Genomic DNA, 22,996 nt, shown 5'->3' on the forward strand with positions numbered 1-22,996 from the left:
CTTCCTACTCTTAAGTAGGAAGCTTTTTGTTATTTATGATAATCCCATAGGATCTTCCACTCCCCTTTTTCTTCTGCCACATAAATATCCTGATGAAGGCGGAAAAGGCCGTACTTTCCTTTGTATGTTTGAATGACAGTCGTTTGATAAACGGGCGATAAGGGTTTCGATCCTTTTTCCATTGTCCATTGATCGAGCTTCTTCAAATCTCCCATCACAAATTCAAAACTCTCCACATCGAAGTGGTTCATGAACACGTGCGCACGGTCTTGTATGTAAGCCCCTTTGGTAAACTTCTCTTTCATTTGAGAGTGAAAAAGTTCCCACGAATCGGAGAACTTCCCTTGTTGTTCATGCACATAAAATTGCTCGATCGTACTTTCTGCACGCTGACCTGGTCGAGTCATAAAGAAAATGGTGAGGACAACCGCAAGGATAAGAATCACGACCAAAACAAAGATGAAAATCATGGGTGAACGGCTGCGCTTCATTATCATCCCTCCCCTACTTACCTTATGCATCGGGGTGTAAAAAAAGAAAAGCCTGACTCTTATTCGAGTCAGACTTCCATCATCAATACGGATCCGCTTCGTGTCCTTTTTCCTGCGCTTGATCAACGGCATCCGCAGCTCCGGCACTTCCAATCGGAGACCCTCCCTTTTTCGGCAGCTTCCCTTTAGTCGGAGTTATTTCACTGGCCATTTCTGCGTTCATGTCACCGGCATTCATGCCGAGCCCTTCCTCTACTCGCTTTCCATAATCCTCATCACATTGGGAGAAAAGAGAAATCATTTTCTTCTGGATGTGAGGCTGACAGGGTTTCAGGGAAGTAACGAGGTTCATGATCAAATCGTCCCGCTCCCAGTCTTTGAAAAGACGGTAGCGCTCGCCGGCTTGCTTGAAATTGTTTTCTCGATCGATCGGTTCTTTCTTCAACTTACCTTCTGTATAAGGCTGATGCGGTTTCGTTTTCGGTTTGGCTTCTTCCAAACCATTTAATGTCGAAGGTTCATAGTTCACATGTGGATTCGCGTCTTTCGGGCGGTCTTTAAAGTAAGACATGCTGCCGCCTTCGTAGTTGGTCGCCACATGTTTTTTCGGTGCGTTTACCGGCAGCTGCTGATAGTTCGCACCAACCCGGTAACGCTGTGTATCGGAATAAGAGAACGTACGCCCTTGCAGCATTTTGTCATCAGAAAAATCGAGTCCATCCACAAGCACCCCTGTACCGAAGGCCGCCTGCTCGATTTCATTAAAATGATTGTCTGGATTTTTATTAAGCACCATTTTTCCTACCTTCAAAAATGGAAACTCATCTTCCGGCCAAATTTTCGTATCATCAAGAGGGTCAAAGTCGAGTTCCGGGTGTTCATGATCGTCCATGATTTGAACACAAAGCTCCCACTCTGGGTAGTCACCGCTTTCAATCGCTTCATACAAATCCTGTGTGGCATGATTGAAGTTTTCACCCTGGATTTCGTTCGCCTCTTCCTGTGTCAGGTTTTTGATCCCGTGCTTTAGAGGCTCCCAGTGGTATTTGACGAGCACCGCTTTTCCTTCCTCATTCACCCAGCGATACGTATTGACGCCAGACCCTTGCATCTGCCGGTAATTCGCCGGAATTCCCCACGGGGAGAAAAGGAATGTCACCATATGCATCGCCTCAGGCGTTTGACTGATGAAGTCAAAGATCCGCTCACTATCCTGAATGTTTGTGACAGGGTCCGGCTTGAAGGAGTGAATCAAATCAGGAAACTTCATCGCATCACGGATGAAGAACACCTTCAAGTTGTTTCCAACCAGATCCCAGTTCCCGTCTTCTGTATAAAACTTCACCGCAAACCCGCGCGGGTCGCGCAATGTCTCCGGAGACCCAGCCGAATGCGTCACAGTGGAAAAACGCACGAGGACAGGTGTTTGTTTTCCGGCACCAGAAAACACCTTCGCCCGTGTATATTTCTCCACAGGTTCCTCCCCTACTTTTCCATATGTCTCAAAATACCCGTGTGCCCCGGTACCACGCGCGTGGACCACACGTTCAGGAACCCGTTCACGGTCAAAGTGTGAAATCTTTTCTATAAAATCATAGTTCTCAAGTGTCGCCGGGCCGCGATTGCCGACCGTACGCAAATTTTGGTTGGTGCGGACAGGATGGCCCTGTCTTGTCGTTAGGGTCTTTTCATTCTCATCTTCAGAAAAGCGTTGATCCTCCGCTCCTCCTGGTCCTTGTTCTTGTTTATCCATACTCTTTCCTCCTCTTTTATATAGGAAGAGTGTTTGCTGAGTTCAGGCTTTTTATTCCAATGGAGGAAATGGAACTTTGGTGGAAGGATATTAGCATATTTCGAGGATTTATTAGCTGGTTTAGGGATTATATTAGCTACTTTGGGAGTTTTATTGGCGACTTTTAGAATTTATCGGTGACTTCGGAATTTTTATCAGTGGTTTTTAGCCTTTTATCGGTGACTTTCGGACTTTTATCAGTGGGTTTCAGTATTTTATCAGTGACTTTCAAACTTTTATCCGTATCCATACAAAAGAAAGGCTTAGAGCACTACGCTCTAAGCCTTTAAAAGATTAACCTTCGATATAATCCTTCAACTGGGTAATTCGTTTACTCATACTGCTCGGGCTAACATCATATTTCGTCGCTACGGCTTTCTTCGTCACCTTCTCAGGCTCTGTACGGAACTCATCAGAAGTACGATAAATGTGTTCGAGTGCAGCAGAAACCACTTCCGGTTTACGGAATGTCGGATCTTCTGCCTGTTTATAAGAGAGCCAAGCTTCGCGCAGCCTCTCGAAGGTTGGTTCGGTTTTAAGCTCATCGTCGACAAGATTGAGCACTTCATCTTCCCCGGTTCCTTGTGCTTCATTTTCATGAGACCCTTGTTCTTCTGACGCTTCTTCAGCAACGTTCATATACATCCAGGTTCTCAACTGCTCAATAAGGGTTGCCTGCATGTAAGCATGAATTGATTCATATCCAGCTTGCTGGGATTTTTCCTCTACTGCATGCTTGAATGTTTGGTAGGATTCCTCATAGTTTGGAATCGCAAGCGGGACGAAATTGTAGATCGGCCCCCATTTCAAGACAACTCCAATCGCATACGGCATGTGAGGATAATTTTCTTCCTTCAATGGAATGCCGTCACGCTTCACTTCATACTTAAGACCGCTCCACACGTCTTCAACCGTAACGGTTTGGTCGTTCTGAACCTCCTGGATATGGAAAACACTGGCGAGTGGTGATTTCCACGCTTCCATGGATGCCAAGGTCGCTGGACGGACGATTTTGTCCTGTTTCTTTTCAAAGAATTCATCGTAAAGCGTTGTGCCATCTTCCTGCTGTTCCATGAATACACCTTGAACCATACGGAAAGCCGCTTCTACTTCTTCCTCCTGCGTTTCACGCTCTTCGTTAGGCGTAACATTTGGATAGTTACGGTTCACATAGGCCATAAAGTGACTGTAGTGGCTTTTCAGCTCTTCATGAAGGCTTGTGGATCCCACACCTTCCTCTGTTTTATTCATGCAGCATTTCTTATATTTCTTCCCACTTCCACAAGGGCATGGGTCGTTTCTTTTTACCTTACTCATAAATATCCCTCTCTTAACTCTTAAACGTTCAACTCTACTAGAGTACCGAAGATTGAGCCAACATGCAAAAAATCAAGGAAAAAAGAAGGAGGAAATTATATACAGACCAGGTCATCCATTATTTGGATGACCTGGTCATACAGTAAATGGAAATACAAGACCATACTTAAACATCTCTTCTTAATGCGCTTAGTACATCGATGCGCGTGGCCTTTTTGGCTGGCTTGAGCCCGGAGAGCATGGCCACACCGATACTGAGGGCCACACAGATCAGCGCTAAGTAAGGAGGGATGTAAGACAATTGGATGGTTTCTTCAATGGTTTGGTCGAAGGCTTGCTGAATAACTAAAGGAAGCAGCATGTTAATTCCTACGCTTACTAGATAGGCAATGACAACTCCAACAAACGCCCCCATTAACCCAATATAGCCACTTTCCATCAGGAAGATGCTGCGGATCATTTTAGGATGGCCACCGATCGCTTTCATGATGCCGATATCCTGCGTTCTTTCTGTAACTGCCATGGACATCGTATTATAAATGCCAATCGAGGCAATCAATAAAGCGATTGTACCTACAACGATCAACCCGACTTTGACAACAGCGAATACAACATTGATTTGATCGAGTTCTTCCGTGACGGAGTAAATATAGTAGCCTTCATCTTTCAAATTCTGGGAAAGCTGCTCCACCTTTTCCATGTTTCCTGCTATGACCTGGACATCACTATAGACCCTGTCCTGGTCCTCGGACTGTAAGGTTGCCACCTCGTCTGTTTTCATCTCCGGGTGGATGGCAGCACCATAAGCCGTTCCTGTAAAAGCTTCATATCACTCAACACAGCTTCAGAAATGTAGACATCGTTACTCACCTGCCAATCCCTCGCAGGTTCTTCCATGATCCCCACCACTTCCACAGCAAAGGTTTCGGTCACCCATTCATCATCCTTGTATTGTTCCACTTCAATTTCAATCGTTTTATTTAGTAATTCCTCATCCATCCTGTACTCTTCTTTGACAAGACCATTTTGATTAAAGATCTGGTCCTCGGTTTCTTCCTCACTCTTTTTATATAAAAGTTGATCCAGGTGGTATCCGATCAGCACTTCATTCTCTTCCTGCGGCATGCGGCCGGAGGATAAGTTCAACCCGGCTTCTTTTTCTGATTGGAAATCTACAACACTGACTGTTGAACTGCCTGCGTAGGCATCATAAAGAATATCCGCTTCTGTCCTCAGCTGAATTTTGTGAGAGACAGCCTTGACGTTTTCCATCGATTGAAAAGTTTCAAGGTCCTCTTTAGTGATTTCAGGACTCTCCCCTTCATCCGCTGCCTGTTTTCCATAAACCGTTACTTCCGTGATGGCTCGGTCCTGCATAAGGTCGTTAACAATGAACCGTTGGGCGCCGAATCCAACAGATGCAAGGACGATTAGAAAGGCACATCCGATCGCTGTAGCAAGAATCGTCATAAATACGCGCGATTTATTCTTCTTCATGTTCTGTCTTATAAAATTGAACCGGTCTTTCCACTTCATCGAAACGCCACCTCTCGATCTGCAGCTAAACGCCCATCCTCGAGACGGATCGTCCGATCAGCTATCTGCGCCACTTCTTCATCGTGAGTAATGATGACAAAGGTGATGTTCTCTTCTATGTTCAATTTTTGAATAAAATCAAGCAGCTCCTTCTCTGTTTCCTGATCCAGGCTCCCCGTCGGTTCATCCGCTAGAATGATCGGTGGTTGGACAATGAGCGCTCTGGCAACGGATACACGCTGCTGCTGCCCGCCGGATAGTTCTGAGGGGTAGTGCTCCTGATATTCGTCCAGTCCGACTTTGATGAGCATTTCATGCACTCGTTTCTCCCGCTCCTTTTCAGAAACACCTTTCATAACCAGCGGAAGTTCGATATTTTGATAGGCAGTCATACTCGGAATCAGTTGAAAACTTTGAAAAATGAACCCCAGGTGATCGGATCGAAACTCTGCCCACTCAGACTCCTTGTATTCTGTCACCCTCTCATCAGCTATAAAAATATCGCCCTCCGTCGGTTTAATATAACCACTCATCAAGTTCAACAATGTCGATTTACCGGAACCACTCCGGCCTACAATCGATACAACCTCGCCCTCTCTTACTTCAAGACTGATATCTCTTAATACCGAAACTTCCTGTCTATTATTCTTTTTTCCTACAAAGAACGAATGAGACAACCTCTCCACTTTAATCATAATCATTTCTCCCTTCATGCTAACCTTTTACATACAAGACGAAAGAAACGCCCTAAACATTTCATCTTTTTTAATAGTAAGGAGAAAATCTGAAAGTCAGTCTCCCATTTTAGATCTTTCTATTAATAGGAAGACGGATGTGACTCTCAGTCACATGTTAAAAAATGTAAGACCTGGTCACCCATAAAATGGGTGACCAGGTCTTACATTTTCTTACACATCCTCACCCTCCTGACACAAAAAAAACCACAGCTTGAAGGTTAGCCTTCGAGCTGTGGTTTGATTTCTTTGGTGGAAGAGCGATATTTGATATCGAATGGGACGATGATCCGTTTCGCCGGTTCCTCTTTGTTTTTTACTTTTTCAATCAGACATTTGGCCGCCTGACTGCCGAGTCCATGAATGTGAATATCCACAGTCGTCAGTGGAGGGCGGGTGATCTCTGATAAGTACACATTGTTGAAACTGACGATCGAGATGTCGTCGGGAACACGTTTCCCGAATTCCTCCAGCATGTTCACCACACCGATACTCATGAGATCATCGGCGATCACAATGCCAGTCGGTGGTTTCGGAAGGGCGAACAATTCATGCACCGCCTGTCGACCACCGGACTTTAAGAATTCTGTATGAATCCGGTACTCATCCAAGTATGGCAATTCAGCTTCTTGCAGCGCCAACTCATACCCGCGCATACGATCAATGGTTACAATACGATCTTCAGAACCACCGATGAACGCAATGCATTCGTGTCCGATATCAATCAGGTGATTGGTAATTTCTTTGCCGGCCCGGATATTATCATTATCCACATGTGTAATTTCATCCACACGTGTCGCCGGTTTACCGACGATGACAAAAGGAAAATTCTGTTCCAGCAAGAATTCCATAATCGGATCGTCCACCTGTGAATAAAGAAGGATGATGCCATCGGTCCGGTTGCTGTACACCATGCGCTTGACAGCCTCAAGCATTTCTTCATCAGTTTCTCCTGTACATAAAAGCATCGAGTAATCAAGTTCATGAGCAACCGCACTGATTCCCCGCAAAACCTCAGGGAAGAAGGGGTTTTGGAGCGCTTTGTCTGCACTGGAGGGCATGACAACACCGAGCGATTGTGTCGAACGGTTCGCCAGGTTCCTCGCATTGGCATTCGGATGATACCCCATCTCTTTCATGGCTTTCTTTACTCGCTTTTTCGTAGCCGGGCTGATTCTAGGATGATCTGCAATCACACGGGACACGGTGGAAGGAGCTACCCCTGCCGCTTTGGCCACTTCTTTAATGGTTACCGCCATAACTTTCACCTTCTATTTCCATACTATGATTATTGTATCATGAGCACGCTTTCATCGATCTTTTATTAAAAAAGGAGAACCGGAGGGATGCTCCGCTTCTCCTTCCATACATATGTCTTCAAGGTTATCCCTTCGTACCCCCTGCTGTCAATCCAGTAACAAAATATTTCTGCAAGGATAAGAACAGCAAAGAAATCGGTACCGCAATCAATACAGAACCGGCAGCGAACAATGTGAATTCATTTCCGAACTGATCGGCAATCATTTCATAAAGTCCTACCGCAAGTGTGAATTTATCTTCCGAACGCAGGAGGATGCGGGCAAGGATAAAGTCTGTGAACGGTGTAATGAAGGTAAACAGACAGATAACCGCAATCATCGGCTTGGCAAGAGGCATAACAATCTGCCAGAAAATACGGAAGTTTCCTGCACCGTCCATACGAGCGGACTCGTCCAGCTCTTTCGGAATAGTATCCAAATACCCTTTCATCAAATACGTATTCATTGGAATCGCTCCACCTGTGTAAACGAGAATCAACGCAAGGTGGGTATCGAGCAGACCCGTCAAGTTCGCTAGTGCATAAATGGCGATCAAGGCAGCAAAGTTCGGGATCATTTGCAGAATCAAGAAGGTCATCAAACCATTTTTACGTCCTACAAAACGGAATCTTGAAAAAGAATACGCCGTCATACACACGAGCGCGACAGAGAAGAGCATGGTCAGAACACAGATTTTAATCGTGTTCCAATACCAAATCAGATAGTCACTCTGCGCTGGGTCGAATAACTCTTTATAATGTTTCAAAGTAGCATTTTCAGGAATGATCGAGGAACCTGATAAACTGTTCCCCGGGTTAAAGGAAGATCCGACAATCCATAGAATCGGGTATAGGATGATCGTGATCATAGCCAAAATCACAATGTACGAAAACGTCAGCTGTAACACGCGTTTGTTATTTTTCATATTACATCATATCCTCTTCTTGGAATGATTTCGTTCTTCTGAACTGCCACAAGGCTACGGTAATGACGATCAAGGACAGGATCATCGTAATCGCTGCTGCTTTTCCGTACTGGGCAGAGGTCATCGTCAAGTTGTAGATCCAGGAAATCAAGATATCTGTTCCTCCCGCGTTCTGGTTAGGAACAGCTGGACCGCCTCCATTGAAGAGGAAGATGACATTAAAATTGTTGAAGTTAAATGTGTACTGCGTAATCATAATTGGTGCAGTTGCATACAGAACCAGCGGAAGTGTAATACCTCTGAACTTCTGGAAAATCGAAGCGCCATCGACGTCCGCCGCTTCATACAATTCATTAGGAATCGACTGAAGCACACCGGTCACCATTGCAAAAATGAATGGGAACCCAAGCCACGTCTGGATCATGATCAATGCGATTTTCGTATACGTCGGGTTTGTCAGCCATGGAATATCCCCAAGACCAAAGGCAGCCAGGATATCGCGGTTGATGGTTCCGAACGTTTCGTTGAACATTCCGGCAAAAACAAGAATGGAAACGAACGCCGGTACCGCCCAAGGTAAAATGAAAATGGTACGGATCGTTTTTTGAAGGATAATTCCCTTCTGGTTCATCAATACAGCTAGGAAAATGCCGAGGGCGATTTGCAGTGTGGTAGCTCCAAACGTCCAAATAACCGTCCAGGCCAGTACACTGAAGAACGTATCACGCCAGATTGGGATATTGAAGATCTCAATAAAGTTCTGGAAACCGACCCAGTCAACAAGGTTCGCAGGCGGTGAGTGATACAAGTCGTAGTTTGTAAATGATAATAAAACAACGAATAAGATCGGAAAAATAACGACGAAGACAAGCAGTAGGAATCCTGGTGTCATCATCAGGTAAGGGAATCCTCCACCTATCAGATTTTGATACTGCTGCCTGACAGAGTTTGGTGCTTCGTTCAGGTCTCTTTGTTTTCCCACTTTAAAAGCATCTCTTAAGTTAAAGGCATAGACGCCTAATCCCAGGATCGTCACGATCAGAGTTAATATTCCTTCTACAAGCAGCACGATGGAATGATCGTAATTGGGATCGGTTCCAAGCGTAAATAAACCCCAAAATCCGAACTGTAACAAGTCGGAAAAGGCTATGAAAAAAGAGGCCATTAAAATGAAAAAAGCAGAACCTTTCAGCCACTGTTTGTTATAGAACTGTCCAAAACCAGGAATGATCGAGAGCGCTAAAGCAATCTTACGATGATTGGTCATCCCATGAGGATCTTGTTTCTTATTTTTCTTCGATGGACGATGGTTTCCCTCATAGTTGGACTTCGGTTGACGTTCCCCCATGTTCAATCTCCTTTCTAACTATCCAGCACTTAATAAGGAAAAGCCATACCCGACAGACGGGTATGGCTCTGCCCGATCTTAGTTACCTGAGTGATTCAACTCAATTTGTGTTTTGATGGTTTCCTGTGCTTCTGTCAACGCATCTTCCGGCTGAGCTTTACCCGTCGCTACAACTTGCAAGGCTTGTGCCATCGGCTCCCAAACTTCTCCCATTTGTGGAATGTTCGGCATTGGAACCGCGCGCTCAGATTGAACAGCAACCGCACGTGCTTTTTCGTTATCCGCAATGATTGGATCCTCAATCAATGATTTGACTGGAGGAATTTCATTGGTTTCTTCGTAACGGACTTTCGCGTTTTCTTCGTTTGTGATCCACTCGATCAACTTTGTCGCCCACTCTTTATTTTCAGAAGCCGCAGACAAGTGCCAGCCTTTCACACCTACGAATGTTTGTGGATATTCCCCATTCGGAAGCTTAGGTAGTGGTGCCACACCATAGTCGATTCCCGCTTCGTTCAATGCCTGGTACGCCCAAGGGCCGTCCATCATGGCAGCCACGTTACCTTCTTGGAAAAGACCGTCTTTCGCAGAACCGCCACTTTCGCCAATGATTCCGGATGGGAAGACTTCCTCATACCATTTTTGGATGTACTGGGCACCTTCAACAGCGCCTTCGTTACTTAAACCAAGGTCTTGAGGATTCAAAGCTCCACCTTCTTCACCGAATACATATCCGCCGTAACCAGCCAGGATGGAGTTTCCGAAGTAGAAGTTATCCCATAGTGCTAAGAAACCATATTGGTCACCATTATTGAATTCTTTCGAGAACTCGAATAGTTCATCAAAGTTTTCAGGTACTTCTGTCATATGTTCTTTGTTATAAATGAAAACCGGAGTTTCTGTAGATTTTGGAAGTCCGTAAAGGCTTCCGTCGTATGTTTGTGCCTGAATGGAAGCTTCTGTGTAAAGATCTGTCACAGAACTGTCCACTTCAATCGGAGAAAGTAGTCCTTCAATAGCCATTTGACCGATCTGATCATGTGGCAGTGTCAATACGTCTGGGCCTGTCCCAGCTGGTCCATCAAGACGAAGCTGTTCACCCATTTTTGTCGCCATATCCAACTCTTTGAATTCTACTTCAATACCATGTTCCTCTTCGAAACTAGCAATCGCAGGCTCAAGACCGACACCTTTTTCTTTATCTTCCCAAACGACCAGCTTTTCAGGTTTTTCAGGCATGCCGTCTTCTGAGGATTCAGAAGATGTATCATCACTGCCAGATTCCCCTCCACTCGCTTCTTCTTCACGATCCGGCGCACACGCAGCCAGCATCGCAACCGTAAGAAAAGCGATAAACAATAAGCTCAACCACTTTTTCATACTTAACTCCCCCTAATAGTTTCCTAATGGATATGTTACGCAACCACAGTGAAACCGATTGCACACATCTTGATTCTAATTATACAAACTAGAAATAGATTTGCAAGCGTTTTCTTATAAAATATTAAAAATATGTTTCACTATCTATAACAGTAAGTTAACGCTTTCACATTTTCATTGACTTCCCTCTATTTCTTCTATAGTTTTATTTAATAGAAACGCATATTTATGTGCAAACGATTGTTCAGAAAGGATGGAAAAACATGTTCAAAGAAGCAGTCTATCACAGACCGAAGAATAACTATGCATACGCTTATGATGAGAAGACCATCCACATACGTTTACGAACGAAGAAAGAAGATGTGGAGTCTGTCCAACTCATTCACGGAGACCCGTACAACTGGGCGGATGGACACTGGCAGGCCGAACAGAAATCGATGGAAAAGTCCGGTTCTGATGAACTTTTTGACTATTGGTTTGTAACGTTAAAGCCTCCCTATCGCAGACTCCGCTACTCCTTTTTACTAGAAGATGGAAAAGAGCAAACCGTCTTTACTGAAAAAGGCTTTTATGATGACGTTCCATTAGACGATACCGCCTACCACTTCTGCTTCCCGTTCCTGAACAGCATCGACGTCTTTCAAGCGCCTTCATGGGTGAAGGATACGATATGGTATCAAATTTTCCCCGAACGGTTTGCTAACGGAGATTCCTCTCTGGATCCTGAAGGGACCTTAGCATGGGGGAGCACAAAACCGACCCCAACAAACTTTTTCGGTGGAGATTTCCAAGGAGTGATCGATCACCTGGATCATCTGGAGAAGCTCGGTATCAACGGCATTTATTTCACTCCGATATTCAAAGCTCATTCCAACCATAAATATGACACGATCGATTATATGGAAATCGACCCCCAATTCGGTGACAAAGAAACTTTCCGTAAGCTCGTTAAAGAGTGTCACAAACGCGGCATCCGGGTCATGCTGGACGCTGTCTTCAATCACAGCGGTTATTACTTTGAACCCTTTCAGGACGTGTTGAAAAATGGGATCGATTCCGAGTATGCCGACTGGTTCCATTTAAGAGAAGACAAAGTCGTCACAGAGCCGCTCCCGAATTACGATACGTTCGCTTATGTATCAAGCATGCCGAAGCTCAATACGGAGAACCCTGAAGTCAAAGATTACCTCCTGAAAGTCGCTCGCTATTGGATTGAAGAGTTTGATATTGATGGATGGCGGCTTGATGTTGCGAATGAAGTGGATCATGCCTTTTGGAGAGAGTTCCGTCAAACCGTCAAGGAAGCAAAAGCAGACGCTTACATCCTCGGTGAAATATGGCATGACTCCATGCCATGGCTGCAGGGAGATCAGTTTGATGCCGTGATGAACTATCCATTCACAAACGCCGTCATCGACTTTTTTGCCAAGAAGAAAATAGGATTGGAGCAATTTAAGAATGTGTTGTCCCATGTGCAGCATATGTATCCTGTATCAGTCAACGAAGTCGCGTTCAACCTGCTGGACAGCCACGACACCCCTAGAGTCCTGACCTATGCCGATGGGGATAAACGAGCGGCTCAATTGATGTATCTTTTCCAGCTCTCCTATGAAGGGACTCCATGCATCTATTATGGAGATGAAATCGGCATGACGGGCGGCGAAGATCCTGGCTGTCGTAAATGTATGATCTGGGATGAAGAGGATCAGGATGAGGAGTTGTTTGCCTTTATTCAGAAGTTGATCAGGCTTCGAAAATCCGAGCCTGCCTTTGGAAATGACGGGCGCTTTTCTTTTGTCGATTGCGGCAAGAATCTCCTCGCTTACGTAAAGCATTCAGATGAGCAGTCCTTATTGTTCCTGATCAACCCTACATCCGATTCCATTTCGATAGAGTCTTCATCATCCAGAGTCGTAGACCAGGACCAGCAGACAACGGTAAATGCTGAAAAAGCCATGGTAAGTCCGTACGGTTATTTAATTGTAGAGAAAAAGTAATGTAGAGGAGTCTATTCATGACTCGAACTAAAAAAATGACGCTGTTCGCTCTCACATGGCCGATCTTCATTGAAGTTTTGCTTCATATGTTGATGGGCAACGCGGATACACTCATGCTCAGTCAGTACTCCGACGATGCTGTTGCGGCTGTCGGAGTTTCCAACCAAATCCTATCTGTCGTCATCGTCATGTTCGGATTCGTCGCGACGGGGGCCGCCATCTTAGTGGCGCAAAATCTTGGTGCTGAACAAAAGAAAGAAGCAGGGAGTATATCCGTCACTTCCCTCAGTGTCAACTTATGGTTTTCTCTTTTTCTGAGCTTCGGCCTGTTTTTATTCAGTGAACAGATTCTGAATGTGATGGATCTGCCTCCCTCTTTAATGGGAGACGCCACTGAATACATGAACATTGTTGGCGGACTTATTTTTGTCCAGGCGATGCTGATGACGATTGGAGCCCTTTTAAGAAGTTATGGCCACACGAAAGACCCCATGTATGTCACGATTGGCATGAATATCTTAAATGTCATCGGCAACTACTTTGTCATTTTCGGCCCGTTCGGTCTTCCCGTATTTGGAGTAGAGGGTGTCGCCTATGTAACAGCGGTTTCGAGAGCATTCGGCTTTCTCGTTCTCCTATTACTTCTCATTAAGCGTGTATCCGGTGACCTGCCATGGCGATCTTTTTATCACTATGAAAAAGCACATATAAAGAACCTGCTTCATATCGGTGTCCCGTCCGCCGGTGAACAGCTTTCCTACAATGCCAGTCAGATGGTCATCACCTATTTTGTTGCCCAAATGGGAGCGACTGCGATTACGACGAAAGTCTATGCCCAAAACCTGATGATGTTCATTTTTTTATGCTCCATTGCCATAGGGCAGGGAACGCAGATACTGATCGGCCATCATATCGGAGCTAAAGAGACGGAGAAAGCTTACCGGCAATGTATTCGGAGCTTGCAGTTAGCCATTGTCATCTCTCTTTCCGTTGCGGTAGTCTTCTATTTTTCCAGTGACTTTTTGCTGGGACTCTTTACTGAAGACCGAACCATTTTGGCTACAGGCGGAACCTTACTGCTGCTGACTGTGCTGCTGGAGCCTGGACGAGCCTTCAACCTCGTTGTCATCAACTCCCTAAGAGCTGCCGGCGACGTGCGCTTCCCTGTCATCGTCGGTATTTTATCCATGTGGGGCATTCAGGTGACGATTGCCTGGATTTTCGGCCTCCACTTTTCTTACGGACTGATTGGAATCTGGATCGGGTTCATCGTCGATGAATGGCTCCGCGGCGTCCTTATGCTGCGAAGGTGGAAATCGAGAGTATGGCTGAAGAAATCTTTTGTCACACCAAATGAAAAAGCGCACAGTCAGGCCAATACAAGCTGACTGTGCGCTTTTTCTTTTTCATTTGGTGTGACTGCTTCACCATAAGCTGGCCCCCTCTCGAACCAATATATCGAAATTGATGATTATTTCAAAAAACTACCTTGTCATCCTCGATTCCTTCTCCTCTTTCCAATTTCAGAGTCTCCACCTATCATTCATGTTCGCGCTTGACGAAAGAAGAATTTCTTACTTTATCATGATCTAAGACATATTACGTTTTATCTATAGAAATTACGAAAACTTGAAATTGATTTTTAACCCATGTGAAAAAGTGAAATCCACGTCTGGAAGCTACACTTGGTCAAATATTCACCATTAGTTGTTATTTTAATAGAACTAAAGTCGGTCATTAATTAAAAAAATGAGATAAAAGGAGCAAATAAAAGAATACTCCATATAATTCGTTCTTCATAGAGAATAATGGGGGTTTTTGACAGTTTTCAAATAGATGCTTCTCGGTATATACTCATCTCAAGTTATTCTTAATAAAGAACGAATAATCTACATAAAGAACAGGTGAGGGGTGCATTCCTCTGGATAAAAAATCTACAAGAATAAATAATCCTAACAAAGAAAAAAGGTTAAGAGCCGCTAAGAAAACCACTACTACCTTGGCTATCTCTTCTCTCCTTCTCAGTGGACTTGCTCAGGTTACCGGTCAAACATACAGTTCATTCAACAATCGAGAAGTTCTTAGTGGACAAGTTAAAATGTGTGAAATTTTTCCTTCTAGTATTGAAAGTAAGTTCGAGGAACTTGTTCAAGTCATTAAAGATCTTAATGAAAAAGCAAAATCCATACCTGCACACAAAAAATCAACAGTGCCTAAAATCAGTGTAACCATTCCAAATGATCCTACTTTAGAAGAACTCAATCAATTCGGAAGTGAAATCACTACAAAAATAGAAACTTACCAAAATGATTTAAGCAACACAAAAAAGATGAAAAATGATTATGAAACTCACATCAAAGATCTTTTAGAGACCCTCGAAGATATGAATGAAATAACCGCCTTCCTTTTAAAGTACAGACATTATGATAATAATTGTATCACTATTGATAGAAAATCTATCCACAATTCTTTAAATACGTCCTTACACAATGCTGAATTTCTTCCTCCTCTAGTTAAAAGCTACGTAAAGGGATTGCTTTATTTATATCCTGCTAAAGGAAGTAATGATGTAAGAATGCAAGAAGCCTCCGCTACCTCAGCACTAAAATTGGATAGAGAAGTATCCAAAGAATTTGAAGAGATATTGGAAGATCTCAACCTTCAAGAGCATGATCTAGAAGAAGCGATCAGAGAACTCGAGAATATAGAAGAGCTTGTACTAAATAAAGAAAAAGAATTAAAGGATAAAACTGAAGCAGAGGCAGCTGAGAAAAAAGAAAAAGATACCGAGAAACCTTTAAATAAGGAAACAAGCAAAGATGAAGAGTCATCTTCAGAAGACACCCCTGAAGATCCTTCTGAAAATGACAAGAAGAACTCAGAAGAGACAAATGAAGAAACAGAAGACCAAAGAAAAGAAGAAAGTCCTTCTGAGAACAAAGAAAAAGAGGGTAGTGATTCTCCCCAAAAAGAAGTTCCTGAGAAGGAAGGTTCTGTAACAGGGGTTCCTGAGAAGAAGGAAAAGCCAAAGAAAGATGCCCCTGTAAAAGAGGGATCTGAAGAAAAGAAAAAGATTAAAGGTGAAGGTGCACCTACATCCGCCCCTGATTCAGAAAAGGATAATAAAGATATAACCAAAAAGGAACACCAGAAATCTGACGAAGAATCAAACAACTCAGATCCCAATGTCACTACAGATTAAAGGAGGACTAACTGTGAAAGGAAAAAAAATACTGAGCTTCTTAAGCAGCTTCGTTAATGTGGTCTTGTTCGTTTTATTAGCTTGTATGATTTTTCTGGTCATCTCATCAAAAGCATCTGGCGGAGAGCCAAATATTATGGGATACCAACTTAAAACAGTTTTATCCGGTTCGATGGAGCCAACGTTTCAAACAGGTTCTGTCATAGCCATTAAACCCGATATAGATACAGCTTCACTGAAAAGCGGCGATATCATCACTTTTGTAAATCCAGACGAGAATCTCGTCACCCACCGGATAGAAGAAGTACAAGGTAGTGGTGAAACACTGGGTTTTATCACCAAGGGAGATAATAACGATTTCGTTGATGGAGAAACTGTTTATGCCTCAAATGTTGTTGGTCAATATGCGGACTTCACCATCCCTTACCTTGGTTATATTATGTCATTTGCTAATTCACAGCAAGGAAGCGTACTTCTGATGATTGTTCCAGGAATCCTACTAATCTTATATTCTGCATTCTCTATTTGGAGGGCCTTATCAATTTTAGATCGTAAAGAAGAAGACGTAAAAGCTCAATAGTTTGTACTCCTTATGTAACATACATACACGTAATATACATAGGGATTCAAAAATATAAAAACGATTCACAAGGAGGAAGAAAAATGGGTATTAAGAAAAAGTTGGGTATGGGTGTTATGGCTGGTGCGCTTGGATTGTCTCTAGTAGGTGGAGGAACGTACGCGGCGTTTAACGATGTGGAAACAGCACAAGGAAATTATTCTGCAGGGGAATTAGATTTAAGTTTAGGTCATTTAAATAAATCTTTATCTGTAAACAACTTGGTTCCTGGTGACACTATAAAACGTTCCTTCGAAATCATGAATAGTGGTAATGTTGACATTGCTGAAGTATTGTTTGATGTAGATTCTAACTTCCAACCAGGTAATGCTGTGAACGGTGGTAACAAAGACGAGGGCGCATTTTTAGGACAGTTTAATATACAAATGCTTGACTCAGATGGTCGTGATATTTTAGCTGACCATTTCGGTGGCACAGCTACTGTAGCTGATCTTGTTTCAGCAGAAGCTTTTGATATTGCTTCAAGTGATGGTTTTGATAAAAAAGATGGGGAGAATAGAGACTCTGACACAATCACTATGGTAGTAGAATTCGTAGAAAATAGTGACGACTCTAACGGAGATGGAGAGCATGATCAAAACATGTATCAAGGTAACTCTACTACTCTTGATTTCAACTTCGAAGCTACTCAAAAAGGCGGACAGCCTAGATAACAAATCATAAAAAAGGGTGGGGTGAAACCCACCCTTTTTAAATCAAACTAGAGTAAAGGCAATGCACCTTACATCAAAAGTAGTTATGCACCAATCTATAATAATTAGAAGAAAATGGGCATTCCCACCATATCACGATGTTTACTTCTTGTTTTACTTATCTCAATTAGCCAAGCAGTCGCAGATAAAATCCCACCCCAGAAAGGGCGCGGAACAAAAGTAGTTTTCACGTTTGTAGTTGAAGGAGCACCTTCGGAATCAAAAGATAATCCTGGAGAACCAGGAGAATACTTGTCACCATCCGATCTTTCTATTGGAGGTCTTTTGCCACAAACAGGTGAAGTCTCACCTTTTCTGTACTATTTAATTGGTAATATTCTTTTAGCAATAGGTCAATATATATATATATATATAGTAGAAGCTATTTTTTCAATTGTTTACGAAGAGAATAAAACAGAGAGACGTTTGTTTTAATTATTTCTCTGTCAGTGATTCTAGAATAGAAGATTTTAAGTATCTCGAAAACCCCTCTAATTTCTTCAAGTCTGAAACATCTTCTTCAAATAATGGTACTTCAACCAACTGCTGACTCGAAAAAGTCTGCTTGATTTCTTTTACATACTTCTTCTCCTGCTTACGTCTTTTTTCAAGAAACGTGCCGTCTGCATGACCAGGCAAGACTTTATTCACTATGAGTGTTTTTACATTTAAATCGTGTTGCTGCAACTTACGAATTGCCTGATTTGTCTCAAGTATCGGAAGCCTCTCAGGGATTAGCACAAACACAAATCCCGTTTGAGCAGGATCCAGAATCACTCTCCTTACGGCAGCAAATTTCTCCTTCCTTCGCTGCAGCACATCGTAAATCGGGTCATCGACCGGATCGCCATCATTCAACAACTGCGTATAGTTGTCATTAATCTTTTTCCTGCGTTCAAGCATTCCATCAATCCAAACACTCATAAGCTCTGGCAGCGTCAATAAGCGGATGGTATGCCCTGTTGGAGCTGTATCAAATACAATCTTGTCAAAGTGCTCGGATTCTTCCAATATAATAGAAATGAGACGGTCAAACAGAGCGGCTTCATCCGCCCCCGGAGATGCACTCGCCATATCGATCTGCCTGTGAACCTCTTCCACCATTTTTGATTTCACAAGTCCTTCCAAATTGTCCTTCACACCGGCAATGTATCGTTTAGACTCATGAAGGGGATCGATTTCTATTCCCCAGAGGTTTTCCATTAAGGGTGTCTTCTCATGATTGACTTTCTCATGAAAGATATCCCCAAGGTTATGGGCAGGATCTGTAGATACCACAAGGGTGCGATAACCTTCTTTCGCAAATGCCACAGCCAGTGCAGCGGAGGAGGTTGACTTCCCTACTCCCCCTTTTCCTCCTACAAAAATCACTTTGTTCTTATGCAAACCTTCCATTCTACTTCCTCCTAACAACAACGAATGCCATCGAGCGGAGACTTTTCCATCCCCATACGCAAATGCCAGTCGTGGAACTTTTCAATGATGTGCGGGTATAACTCTAACGTATAATAAAAAGCTGGATTCGGGATCCCTAACATATCTGAGTACACAAGGAGTAAGAAGAGATCATCCTCATCCCTCAGTTCCCTGGCAATTTCCTGTTTATGAGGGAGGCTTAACACTTCATCATAAAACTCAAATAACCGCTTTAACGAAAACTTTTTCTCCATGCCTCTCCCTCCTTATTTTCGATCCATTCTCCATTAATGAACAAGCTGTTGTATCGCATTCGAAAAAAGATCGACCGTAACGCACTCCAAATGGATACATGTCCCCGTTTTACGTGTTTCATAAAATAAACAAGAATGGCCAGGAGATTCCTTGGATCTACATAATCCACATGCACCCCTTCGCTCTGGTTCTCTCTATACCACTCCCCTAACTTTTCCCGGTCCGGGTCGTGGTGTTTAAACTCATCCTTCATGTTAATGAAACCATCGTCATCGCTGCATATCCCTCCGCAGCATCCCATACCAATTTCTTTTTCAGGACGAATGATCATGATTTCTTTCATGATGTTGATGCTCCTTTCAAGGATCAAGGAAAAAGAAAGCCGACAAATGCCGGCTTCCTTTTATGATTACGCACTTTTCTCAATAGAATCGTCACGATTCCCTGCTATGGCAGAAAACGCTGTAATGAGAATCCAGAAGGTAAAGACAAGAATGATGGCACCGAAAGTAAACAGCATCCAGTCACTTCCTTCATTCCATGGGGCCCACTCGGTCACCACCTGATCAATCATGGCCCACAACGTCATAAACATGAGGAAGACCATCGGAATGATCGTTGGCAGGTAGTTTCGTCCTTGACGTTTCAGCCAAATGGAAACGAGCAGCAAACTGATTCCTGCCAGAAGCTGGTTTGAGGTTCCGAATAAAGGCCAAAGCAAGTATCCTCCAGAACCGAACCCTTTAGGGCCCTGAGGAATTAACGTCAAAGCCGCACTGGAAACTACAGCGACTGTTGTCGCCACATGGGTTTTCGTAAGAGGCGTGACTTTATATTCCGTACCAAGTTCCGCGATGATATAACGCATCAAACGAACAGAAGAGTCTAAGGTCGTTGCGGCAAAACTGACGACGATGACGGAAACAATCGTTGCTGCGACAGATGCCGGAATACCAAGTCCGGAAGCAAGCTGGCCTGCGCCTTGGATAAAGACGCCTAGTCCCGCACCACTCGCCGCAGTAAACCCACTGTACGTCGCTGAAAATTCACCGGCTGTAGGGAAAAAGGTGACAACAGCGATAATCGCAACCAGCGCCAAAGCCCCTTCACCGACTGACCCTAAATAACCGACAAAACGCGCGTCTGTTTCCTTATTCAATTGTTTAGAAGACGTTCCTGACGACACAAGACCGTGAAAACCGGAGATCGCTCCACAGGCAATCGTAATGAAAAGTAACGGGAACCAGGACGTATCCGCCGAAGCGTTCGTCACAGGTGCCGTAATTTCAGGGTTTGTGAAAAGCAGTCCCAAGTATAGAAGACCAAGTCCAACAATTAGCTGATGCGAGTTGATATAGTCTCTCGGCTGCAACAGCTTCCAAACCGGCAAAGTGGACGCGATATACACGTACACCATCAGCACGACAATCCATACGAAGAAAGCCATGGACGTTGCATTCAAACCAAATAATGTCGATGCACCTTCGCCGCCAAAATAACGGACAAGGTCGATTTGCAGGGCAGGCACATAGCTCGCAACAATGGCTGCTAAGTACATGACCGCAAGCGCCACAATGGAAGGAAGCAGCATATTGCCCTGCTTTTTATACACACTGTAGCCGATCCAAACAGCCAGAGGAATTTGAATGAAAACAGATAATACACTCGCAGGGAATGAAATGAATAGATTCGCAATGACCCAGGCAAAGACCGCGTTTACCATTAAAACAAGAAGTAAAATGATAAATAAAAACAACACTTTCGCTTTTTGACCGATCAACTTACTGGCGAGCGTTCCGATGGATTGTCCTTTATTTCTGACTGACAAAACAAGTGTACCGAAATCATGGACACCAGCAACAAAAACAGTTCCTAACAATACCCAAAGCACAGCAGGCAGCCAGCCCCAGTAAACAGCAATCGCTGGTCCGACAATCGGAGCCGCTCCTGCGACAGAAGTGAAATGGTGTCCCCATAATACAAACTTATTCGTTGGGACAAAATCGACACCATCCTTATACTGATGGGCGGGTGTGACATAATTCGGATCGAGACGATAGATCTTTTCGGCAATGAATTTTGAATAATACCGATAACCTAGAAAAAAGATGAGACCTCCAACAACAGCTAACCAAATCCCACTCACAAAAACCCTCCTCAATCTACAAAAATATGTATGCGTTTACATTTAAATGTATTATATATTACTTTCCATTCCGAATTCAATGCGATATACAGATTTTTCTGAAAATAATAAATATGAATGAGGTACGTACGCCCATGCTTTTTCTTACATTATATAGAAGAAATGAGGCAGGAAGATTAGTTGGATTAATGGTAAATATCCTCTTATTCAATTCGAATGCCCATTTTTATCCATTAAAGAAGGTCTACATACCTTTTCAACGCACGGACTTGGGAATATCCGTTCGTAAAAACCTCCTTAACAAGCCTAAAATCACAGCAACTATCCCAACCCGTATTTTGAAGGAAAACAGCAAAAATGACAGAATTATTAGAATATAAACTTTTTAAGGAGGAATACATTTGAAGTTCAAAAAACTAGCAACATTATCACTGGCCGCTACACTGGCCTTCCTGCCAACAACAGGGCAGGTATTCGCTGATTCCCAGCCGGAGTCATTGAATAAAATCAACGTACAGGAAGACAAAGGGGAGTTCGTAAAAGGAGAAATTGTGGTTAAGTTTAAAAATGGGAAGTCTTTGAACAAGCAACAAATGAAGACGTTCGGAGCAAAAGAAGTGACAGCAGAGCGCTCTTTTGTAGATTCCAAAGTAAAAGTACTTAAAGTCGGAAACGTAGAAGCTGTAGCAAAAGCACTGAGCAAAAATCCAAACGTGGAATATGCAGAACCCAACTACGTTTTCGAAGCAACATGGACGCCAAATGATACTTACTATCGTGGATACCAGTATGGTCCGCAGAATACAGACACAGAAGCCGCTTGGGATATTACCCGGGGAAGCAGCAGCCAGGAAATTGCTATCATCGACTCCGGTGTCGACTACAATCACCCGGACCTTGATGGAAAAACAATCAAAGGCTATGATTTCGTAGATAACGATTATGATCCAATGGACTTGAACAACCACGGAACACACGTGGCAGGAACGGCAGCTGCAGAAACGAATAACGGTTCAGGTGTTGCAGGTATGGCACCAAACACGAAAATCCTTGCCGTTCGTGCCCTTGATGCAAGTGGTAATGGATCCCTTTATGATATCGCTGATGCCATCCGCTACTCTGCTGATGTAGGTGCTGAAGTCATCAACCTCTCTCTTGGTTGTAACTGCGACACGCAAACACTTGAAGATGCCGTAAACTATGCCTGGAACAAAGGATCAGTAGTCATCGCCGCTGCAGGTAACGATGGCGTATCCACAACTTTCGAACCTGCTTCCTATGACAACGTCATCGCTGTTGGTGCGGTAAACAGCAATAACAACAAGGCTTCCTTCTCAAACTATGGAACATGGGTCGATGTGACAGCTCCTGGTGTCAACATCGCTTCCACTGTACCTAACAGAGGATATGCCTACATGTCCGGTACATCCATGGCCTCCCCTCACGTAGCCGGGTTAGCTGGATTGCTTGCGGCTCAAGGTCGTTCGAACAGCAACATCCGTGCAGCTATCGAACAAACAGCTGATCCTATATCTGGTACCGGCTACTACTTCGAACACGGTGTCATCAACTCTTATGATGCTGTAAACTATTAATCTAAAAAAACGCGGCCCCCGGCCGCTTTTTTGTTTTACAATAGCTCCCTTTAGTTGAAGACTCAGTTTCGAGATGTTTGTGTGATTCTATGGGCTCCGGGAAAAGGTTCGCTTTCCATGGGGCGGGCGGTGAGCCTCCTCAGGCTACGCCTTCCGGGGTCTCACCTGTCCCACACGTCCCATAGGAGTCTCACCGTTTCCCTCCGCCCCTTGACCTTTTAAGTGTCTCGAA

Annotated in this window: 21 protein-coding genes; 7 read left to right on the forward strand and 14 right to left on the reverse strand. The window is 43.8% G+C overall.

What is annotated here, in order from left to right; translation table 11 throughout:
- Positions 1-29: 29 nt before the first annotated feature.
- From VKA52_RS03510 to VKA52_RS03555, 10 genes are all read right to left on the reverse strand, one after another.
- A complete protein-coding gene (locus VKA52_RS03510; protein WP_326314210.1) occupies positions 30-491 on the reverse strand; it encodes a hypothetical protein in 462 nt (153 codons plus the stop codon).
- An 82-nt stretch (positions 492-573) separates the two neighbouring features.
- Complete coding sequence (locus VKA52_RS03515) at positions 574-2,244, reverse strand: catalase (RefSeq protein WP_326314211.1); 1,671 nt, start codon at positions 2,242-2,244, stop codon at positions 574-576.
- A gap of 333 nt (positions 2,245-2,577) precedes the next feature.
- Positions 2,578-3,600 carry an SEC-C metal-binding domain-containing protein gene (locus VKA52_RS03520; protein WP_326314212.1) on the reverse strand — a complete coding sequence of 341 codons (1,023 nt, stop codon included), beginning with the start codon at positions 3,598-3,600 and terminating at the stop codon, positions 2,578-2,580.
- 166 nt (positions 3,601-3,766) lie between these two features.
- Positions 3,767-4,381 (reverse strand): ABC transporter permease, encoded by a 615-nt coding sequence (locus VKA52_RS03525; RefSeq protein WP_326314213.1) that lies wholly within the window; start codon positions 4,379-4,381, stop codon positions 3,767-3,769.
- Positions 4,378-5,136 carry an ABC transporter permease gene (locus VKA52_RS03530; RefSeq protein ID WP_326314214.1) on the reverse strand — a complete coding sequence of 253 codons (759 nt, stop codon included), beginning with the start codon at positions 5,134-5,136 and terminating at the stop codon, positions 4,378-4,380. Before VKA52_RS03530 ends, VKA52_RS03525 begins: the two co-directional genes overlap by 4 nt.
- Entirely contained in the window at positions 5,133-5,831 is a 699-nt protein-coding gene (locus VKA52_RS03535; protein ID WP_326314215.1) for an ABC transporter ATP-binding protein, read from the reverse strand. Before VKA52_RS03535 ends, VKA52_RS03530 begins: the two co-directional genes overlap by 4 nt.
- 260 nt (positions 5,832-6,091) lie before the next feature.
- Positions 6,092-7,129 carry a LacI family DNA-binding transcriptional regulator gene (locus VKA52_RS03540; protein WP_326314216.1) on the reverse strand — a complete coding sequence of 346 codons (1,038 nt, stop codon included), beginning with the start codon at positions 7,127-7,129 and terminating at the stop codon, positions 6,092-6,094.
- Between the two features lie 124 nt (positions 7,130-7,253).
- The gene (locus VKA52_RS03545) at positions 7,254-8,093 is read right to left on the reverse strand and encodes a sugar ABC transporter permease (RefSeq protein WP_160911396.1); all 840 of its coding nucleotides are present in this window, start codon (positions 8,091-8,093) and stop codon (positions 7,254-7,256) included.
- Between the two features lies 1 nt (position 8,094).
- Positions 8,095-9,360, reverse strand: a complete 1,266-nt coding sequence (locus VKA52_RS03550; protein ID WP_160911864.1) for a carbohydrate ABC transporter permease — start codon at positions 9,358-9,360, stop codon at positions 8,095-8,097.
- Between the two features lie 159 nt (positions 9,361-9,519).
- Positions 9,520-10,821 carry an extracellular solute-binding protein gene (locus VKA52_RS03555; protein ID WP_326314217.1) on the reverse strand — a complete coding sequence of 434 codons (1,302 nt, stop codon included), beginning with the start codon at positions 10,819-10,821 and terminating at the stop codon, positions 9,520-9,522.
- 263 nt (positions 10,822-11,084) lie between these two features.
- On the opposite strand from VKA52_RS03555, the gene VKA52_RS03560 reads away from it, so the two are divergent.
- The 6 genes from VKA52_RS03560 to VKA52_RS03585 all read left to right on the forward strand — a co-directional run bounded on the left by VKA52_RS03560 (position 11,085) and on the right by VKA52_RS03585 (position 17,787).
- A complete protein-coding gene (locus tag VKA52_RS03560; protein WP_326314218.1) occupies positions 11,085-12,818 on the forward strand; it encodes a glycoside hydrolase family 13 protein in 1,734 nt (577 codons plus the stop codon).
- Between the two features lie 17 nt (positions 12,819-12,835).
- Positions 12,836-14,206, forward strand: a complete 1,371-nt coding sequence (locus VKA52_RS03565; RefSeq protein ID WP_326314219.1) for an MATE family efflux transporter — start codon at positions 12,836-12,838, stop codon at positions 14,204-14,206.
- 611 nt (positions 14,207-14,817) lie between these two features.
- On the forward strand, positions 14,818-16,020 hold the full coding sequence (locus VKA52_RS03570; RefSeq protein ID WP_326314220.1) for a hypothetical protein: 1,203 nt from the start codon (positions 14,818-14,820) through the stop codon (positions 16,018-16,020).
- Positions 16,021-16,033: 13 nt separating this feature from the next.
- Complete coding sequence (gene sipW / locus VKA52_RS03575) at positions 16,034-16,600, forward strand: signal peptidase I SipW (protein WP_326314221.1); 567 nt, start codon at positions 16,034-16,036, stop codon at positions 16,598-16,600.
- A gap of 83 nt (positions 16,601-16,683) precedes the next feature.
- Entirely contained in the window at positions 16,684-17,313 is a 630-nt protein-coding gene (locus VKA52_RS03580; protein ID WP_326314222.1) for a TasA family protein, read from the forward strand.
- Between the two features lie 114 nt (positions 17,314-17,427).
- Positions 17,428-17,787, forward strand: coding sequence for a hypothetical protein (locus VKA52_RS03585; RefSeq protein ID WP_326314223.1), 360 nt, complete (start codon positions 17,428-17,430; stop codon positions 17,785-17,787).
- On the opposite strand, the gene VKA52_RS03590 is transcribed toward VKA52_RS03585, so the two are convergent.
- The 4 genes from VKA52_RS03590 to VKA52_RS03605 form a co-directional block, all read right to left on the reverse strand.
- The gene (locus VKA52_RS03590) at positions 17,788-18,747 is read right to left on the reverse strand and encodes an ArsA family ATPase (protein WP_326314224.1); all 960 of its coding nucleotides are present in this window, start codon (positions 18,745-18,747) and stop codon (positions 17,788-17,790) included.
- 11 nt (positions 18,748-18,758) lie between these two features.
- Complete coding sequence (locus VKA52_RS03595; RefSeq protein WP_089651275.1) at positions 18,759-19,022, reverse strand: cory-CC-star protein; 264 nt, start codon at positions 19,020-19,022, stop codon at positions 18,759-18,761.
- Positions 19,001-19,366, reverse strand: coding sequence for a hypothetical protein (locus VKA52_RS03600; protein ID WP_160911387.1), 366 nt, complete (start codon positions 19,364-19,366; stop codon positions 19,001-19,003). Before VKA52_RS03600 ends, VKA52_RS03595 begins: the two co-directional genes overlap by 22 nt.
- Positions 19,367-19,432: 66 nt before the next feature.
- On the reverse strand, positions 19,433-21,169 hold the full coding sequence (locus VKA52_RS03605) for a carbon starvation CstA family protein (protein ID WP_326314225.1): 1,737 nt from the start codon (positions 21,167-21,169) through the stop codon (positions 19,433-19,435).
- Positions 21,170-21,570: 401 nt separating this feature from the next.
- Between VKA52_RS03605 and VKA52_RS03610 the strand changes: the two genes are divergently transcribed.
- Positions 21,571-22,764 carry a S8 family peptidase gene (locus VKA52_RS03610; protein ID WP_202412345.1) on the forward strand — a complete coding sequence of 398 codons (1,194 nt, stop codon included), beginning with the start codon at positions 21,571-21,573 and terminating at the stop codon, positions 22,762-22,764.
- Positions 22,765-22,996 lie beyond the last annotated feature (232 nt).

This window comes from Halobacillus sp. HZG1, from assembly GCF_035818575.1.
In the GTDB taxonomy this organism is placed as follows: Bacteria; Bacillota; Bacilli; order Bacillales; family Halobacillaceae; genus Halobacillus; species Halobacillus litoralis.

Bases quoted from the DNA above. Each gene is read 5' to 3' on its own strand.
- VKA52_RS03510 (WP_326314210.1), bottom strand. From the start codon at position 491: ATGAAGCGCAGCCGTTCACCCATGATTTTCATCTTTGTTTTGGTCGTG.
- VKA52_RS03515 (WP_326314211.1), bottom strand. From the start codon at position 2,244: ATGGATAAACAAGAACAAGGACCAGGAGGAGCGGAGGATCAACGCTTT.
- VKA52_RS03520 (WP_326314212.1), bottom strand. From the start codon at position 3,600: ATGAGTAAGGTAAAAAGAAACGACCCATGCCCTTGTGGAAGTGGGAAG.
- VKA52_RS03525 (WP_326314213.1), bottom strand. From the start codon at position 4,381: ATGAAAACAGACGAGGTGGCAACCTTACAGTCCGAGGACCAGGACAGG.
- VKA52_RS03530 (WP_326314214.1), bottom strand. From the start codon at position 5,136: ATGAAGTGGAAAGACCGGTTCAATTTTATAAGACAGAACATGAAGAAG.
- VKA52_RS03535 (WP_326314215.1), bottom strand. From the start codon at position 5,831: ATGATTAAAGTGGAGAGGTTGTCTCATTCGTTCTTTGTAGGAAAAAAG.
- VKA52_RS03540 (WP_326314216.1), bottom strand. From the start codon at position 7,129: ATGGCGGTAACCATTAAAGAAGTGGCCAAAGCGGCAGGGGTAGCTCCT.
- VKA52_RS03545 (WP_160911396.1), bottom strand. From the start codon at position 8,093: ATGAAAAATAACAAACGCGTGTTACAGCTGACGTTTTCGTACATTGTG.
- VKA52_RS03550 (WP_160911864.1), bottom strand. From the start codon at position 9,360: ATGACCAATCATCGTAAGATTGCTTTAGCGCTCTCGATCATTCCTGGT.
- VKA52_RS03555 (WP_326314217.1), bottom strand. From the start codon at position 10,821: ATGAAAAAGTGGTTGAGCTTATTGTTTATCGCTTTTCTTACGGTTGCG.
- VKA52_RS03560 (WP_326314218.1), top strand. From the start codon at position 11,085: ATGTTCAAAGAAGCAGTCTATCACAGACCGAAGAATAACTATGCATAC.
- VKA52_RS03565 (WP_326314219.1), top strand. From the start codon at position 12,836: ATGACTCGAACTAAAAAAATGACGCTGTTCGCTCTCACATGGCCGATC.
- VKA52_RS03580 (WP_326314222.1), top strand. From the start codon at position 16,684: ATGGGTATTAAGAAAAAGTTGGGTATGGGTGTTATGGCTGGTGCGCTT.
- VKA52_RS03585 (WP_326314223.1), top strand. From the start codon at position 17,428: ATGGGCATTCCCACCATATCACGATGTTTACTTCTTGTTTTACTTATC.
- VKA52_RS03590 (WP_326314224.1), bottom strand. From the start codon at position 18,747: ATGGAAGGTTTGCATAAGAACAAAGTGATTTTTGTAGGAGGAAAAGGG.
- VKA52_RS03595 (WP_089651275.1), bottom strand. From the start codon at position 19,022: ATGGAGAAAAAGTTTTCGTTAAAGCGGTTATTTGAGTTTTATGATGAA.
- VKA52_RS03600 (WP_160911387.1), bottom strand. From the start codon at position 19,366: ATGAAAGAAATCATGATCATTCGTCCTGAAAAAGAAATTGGTATGGGA.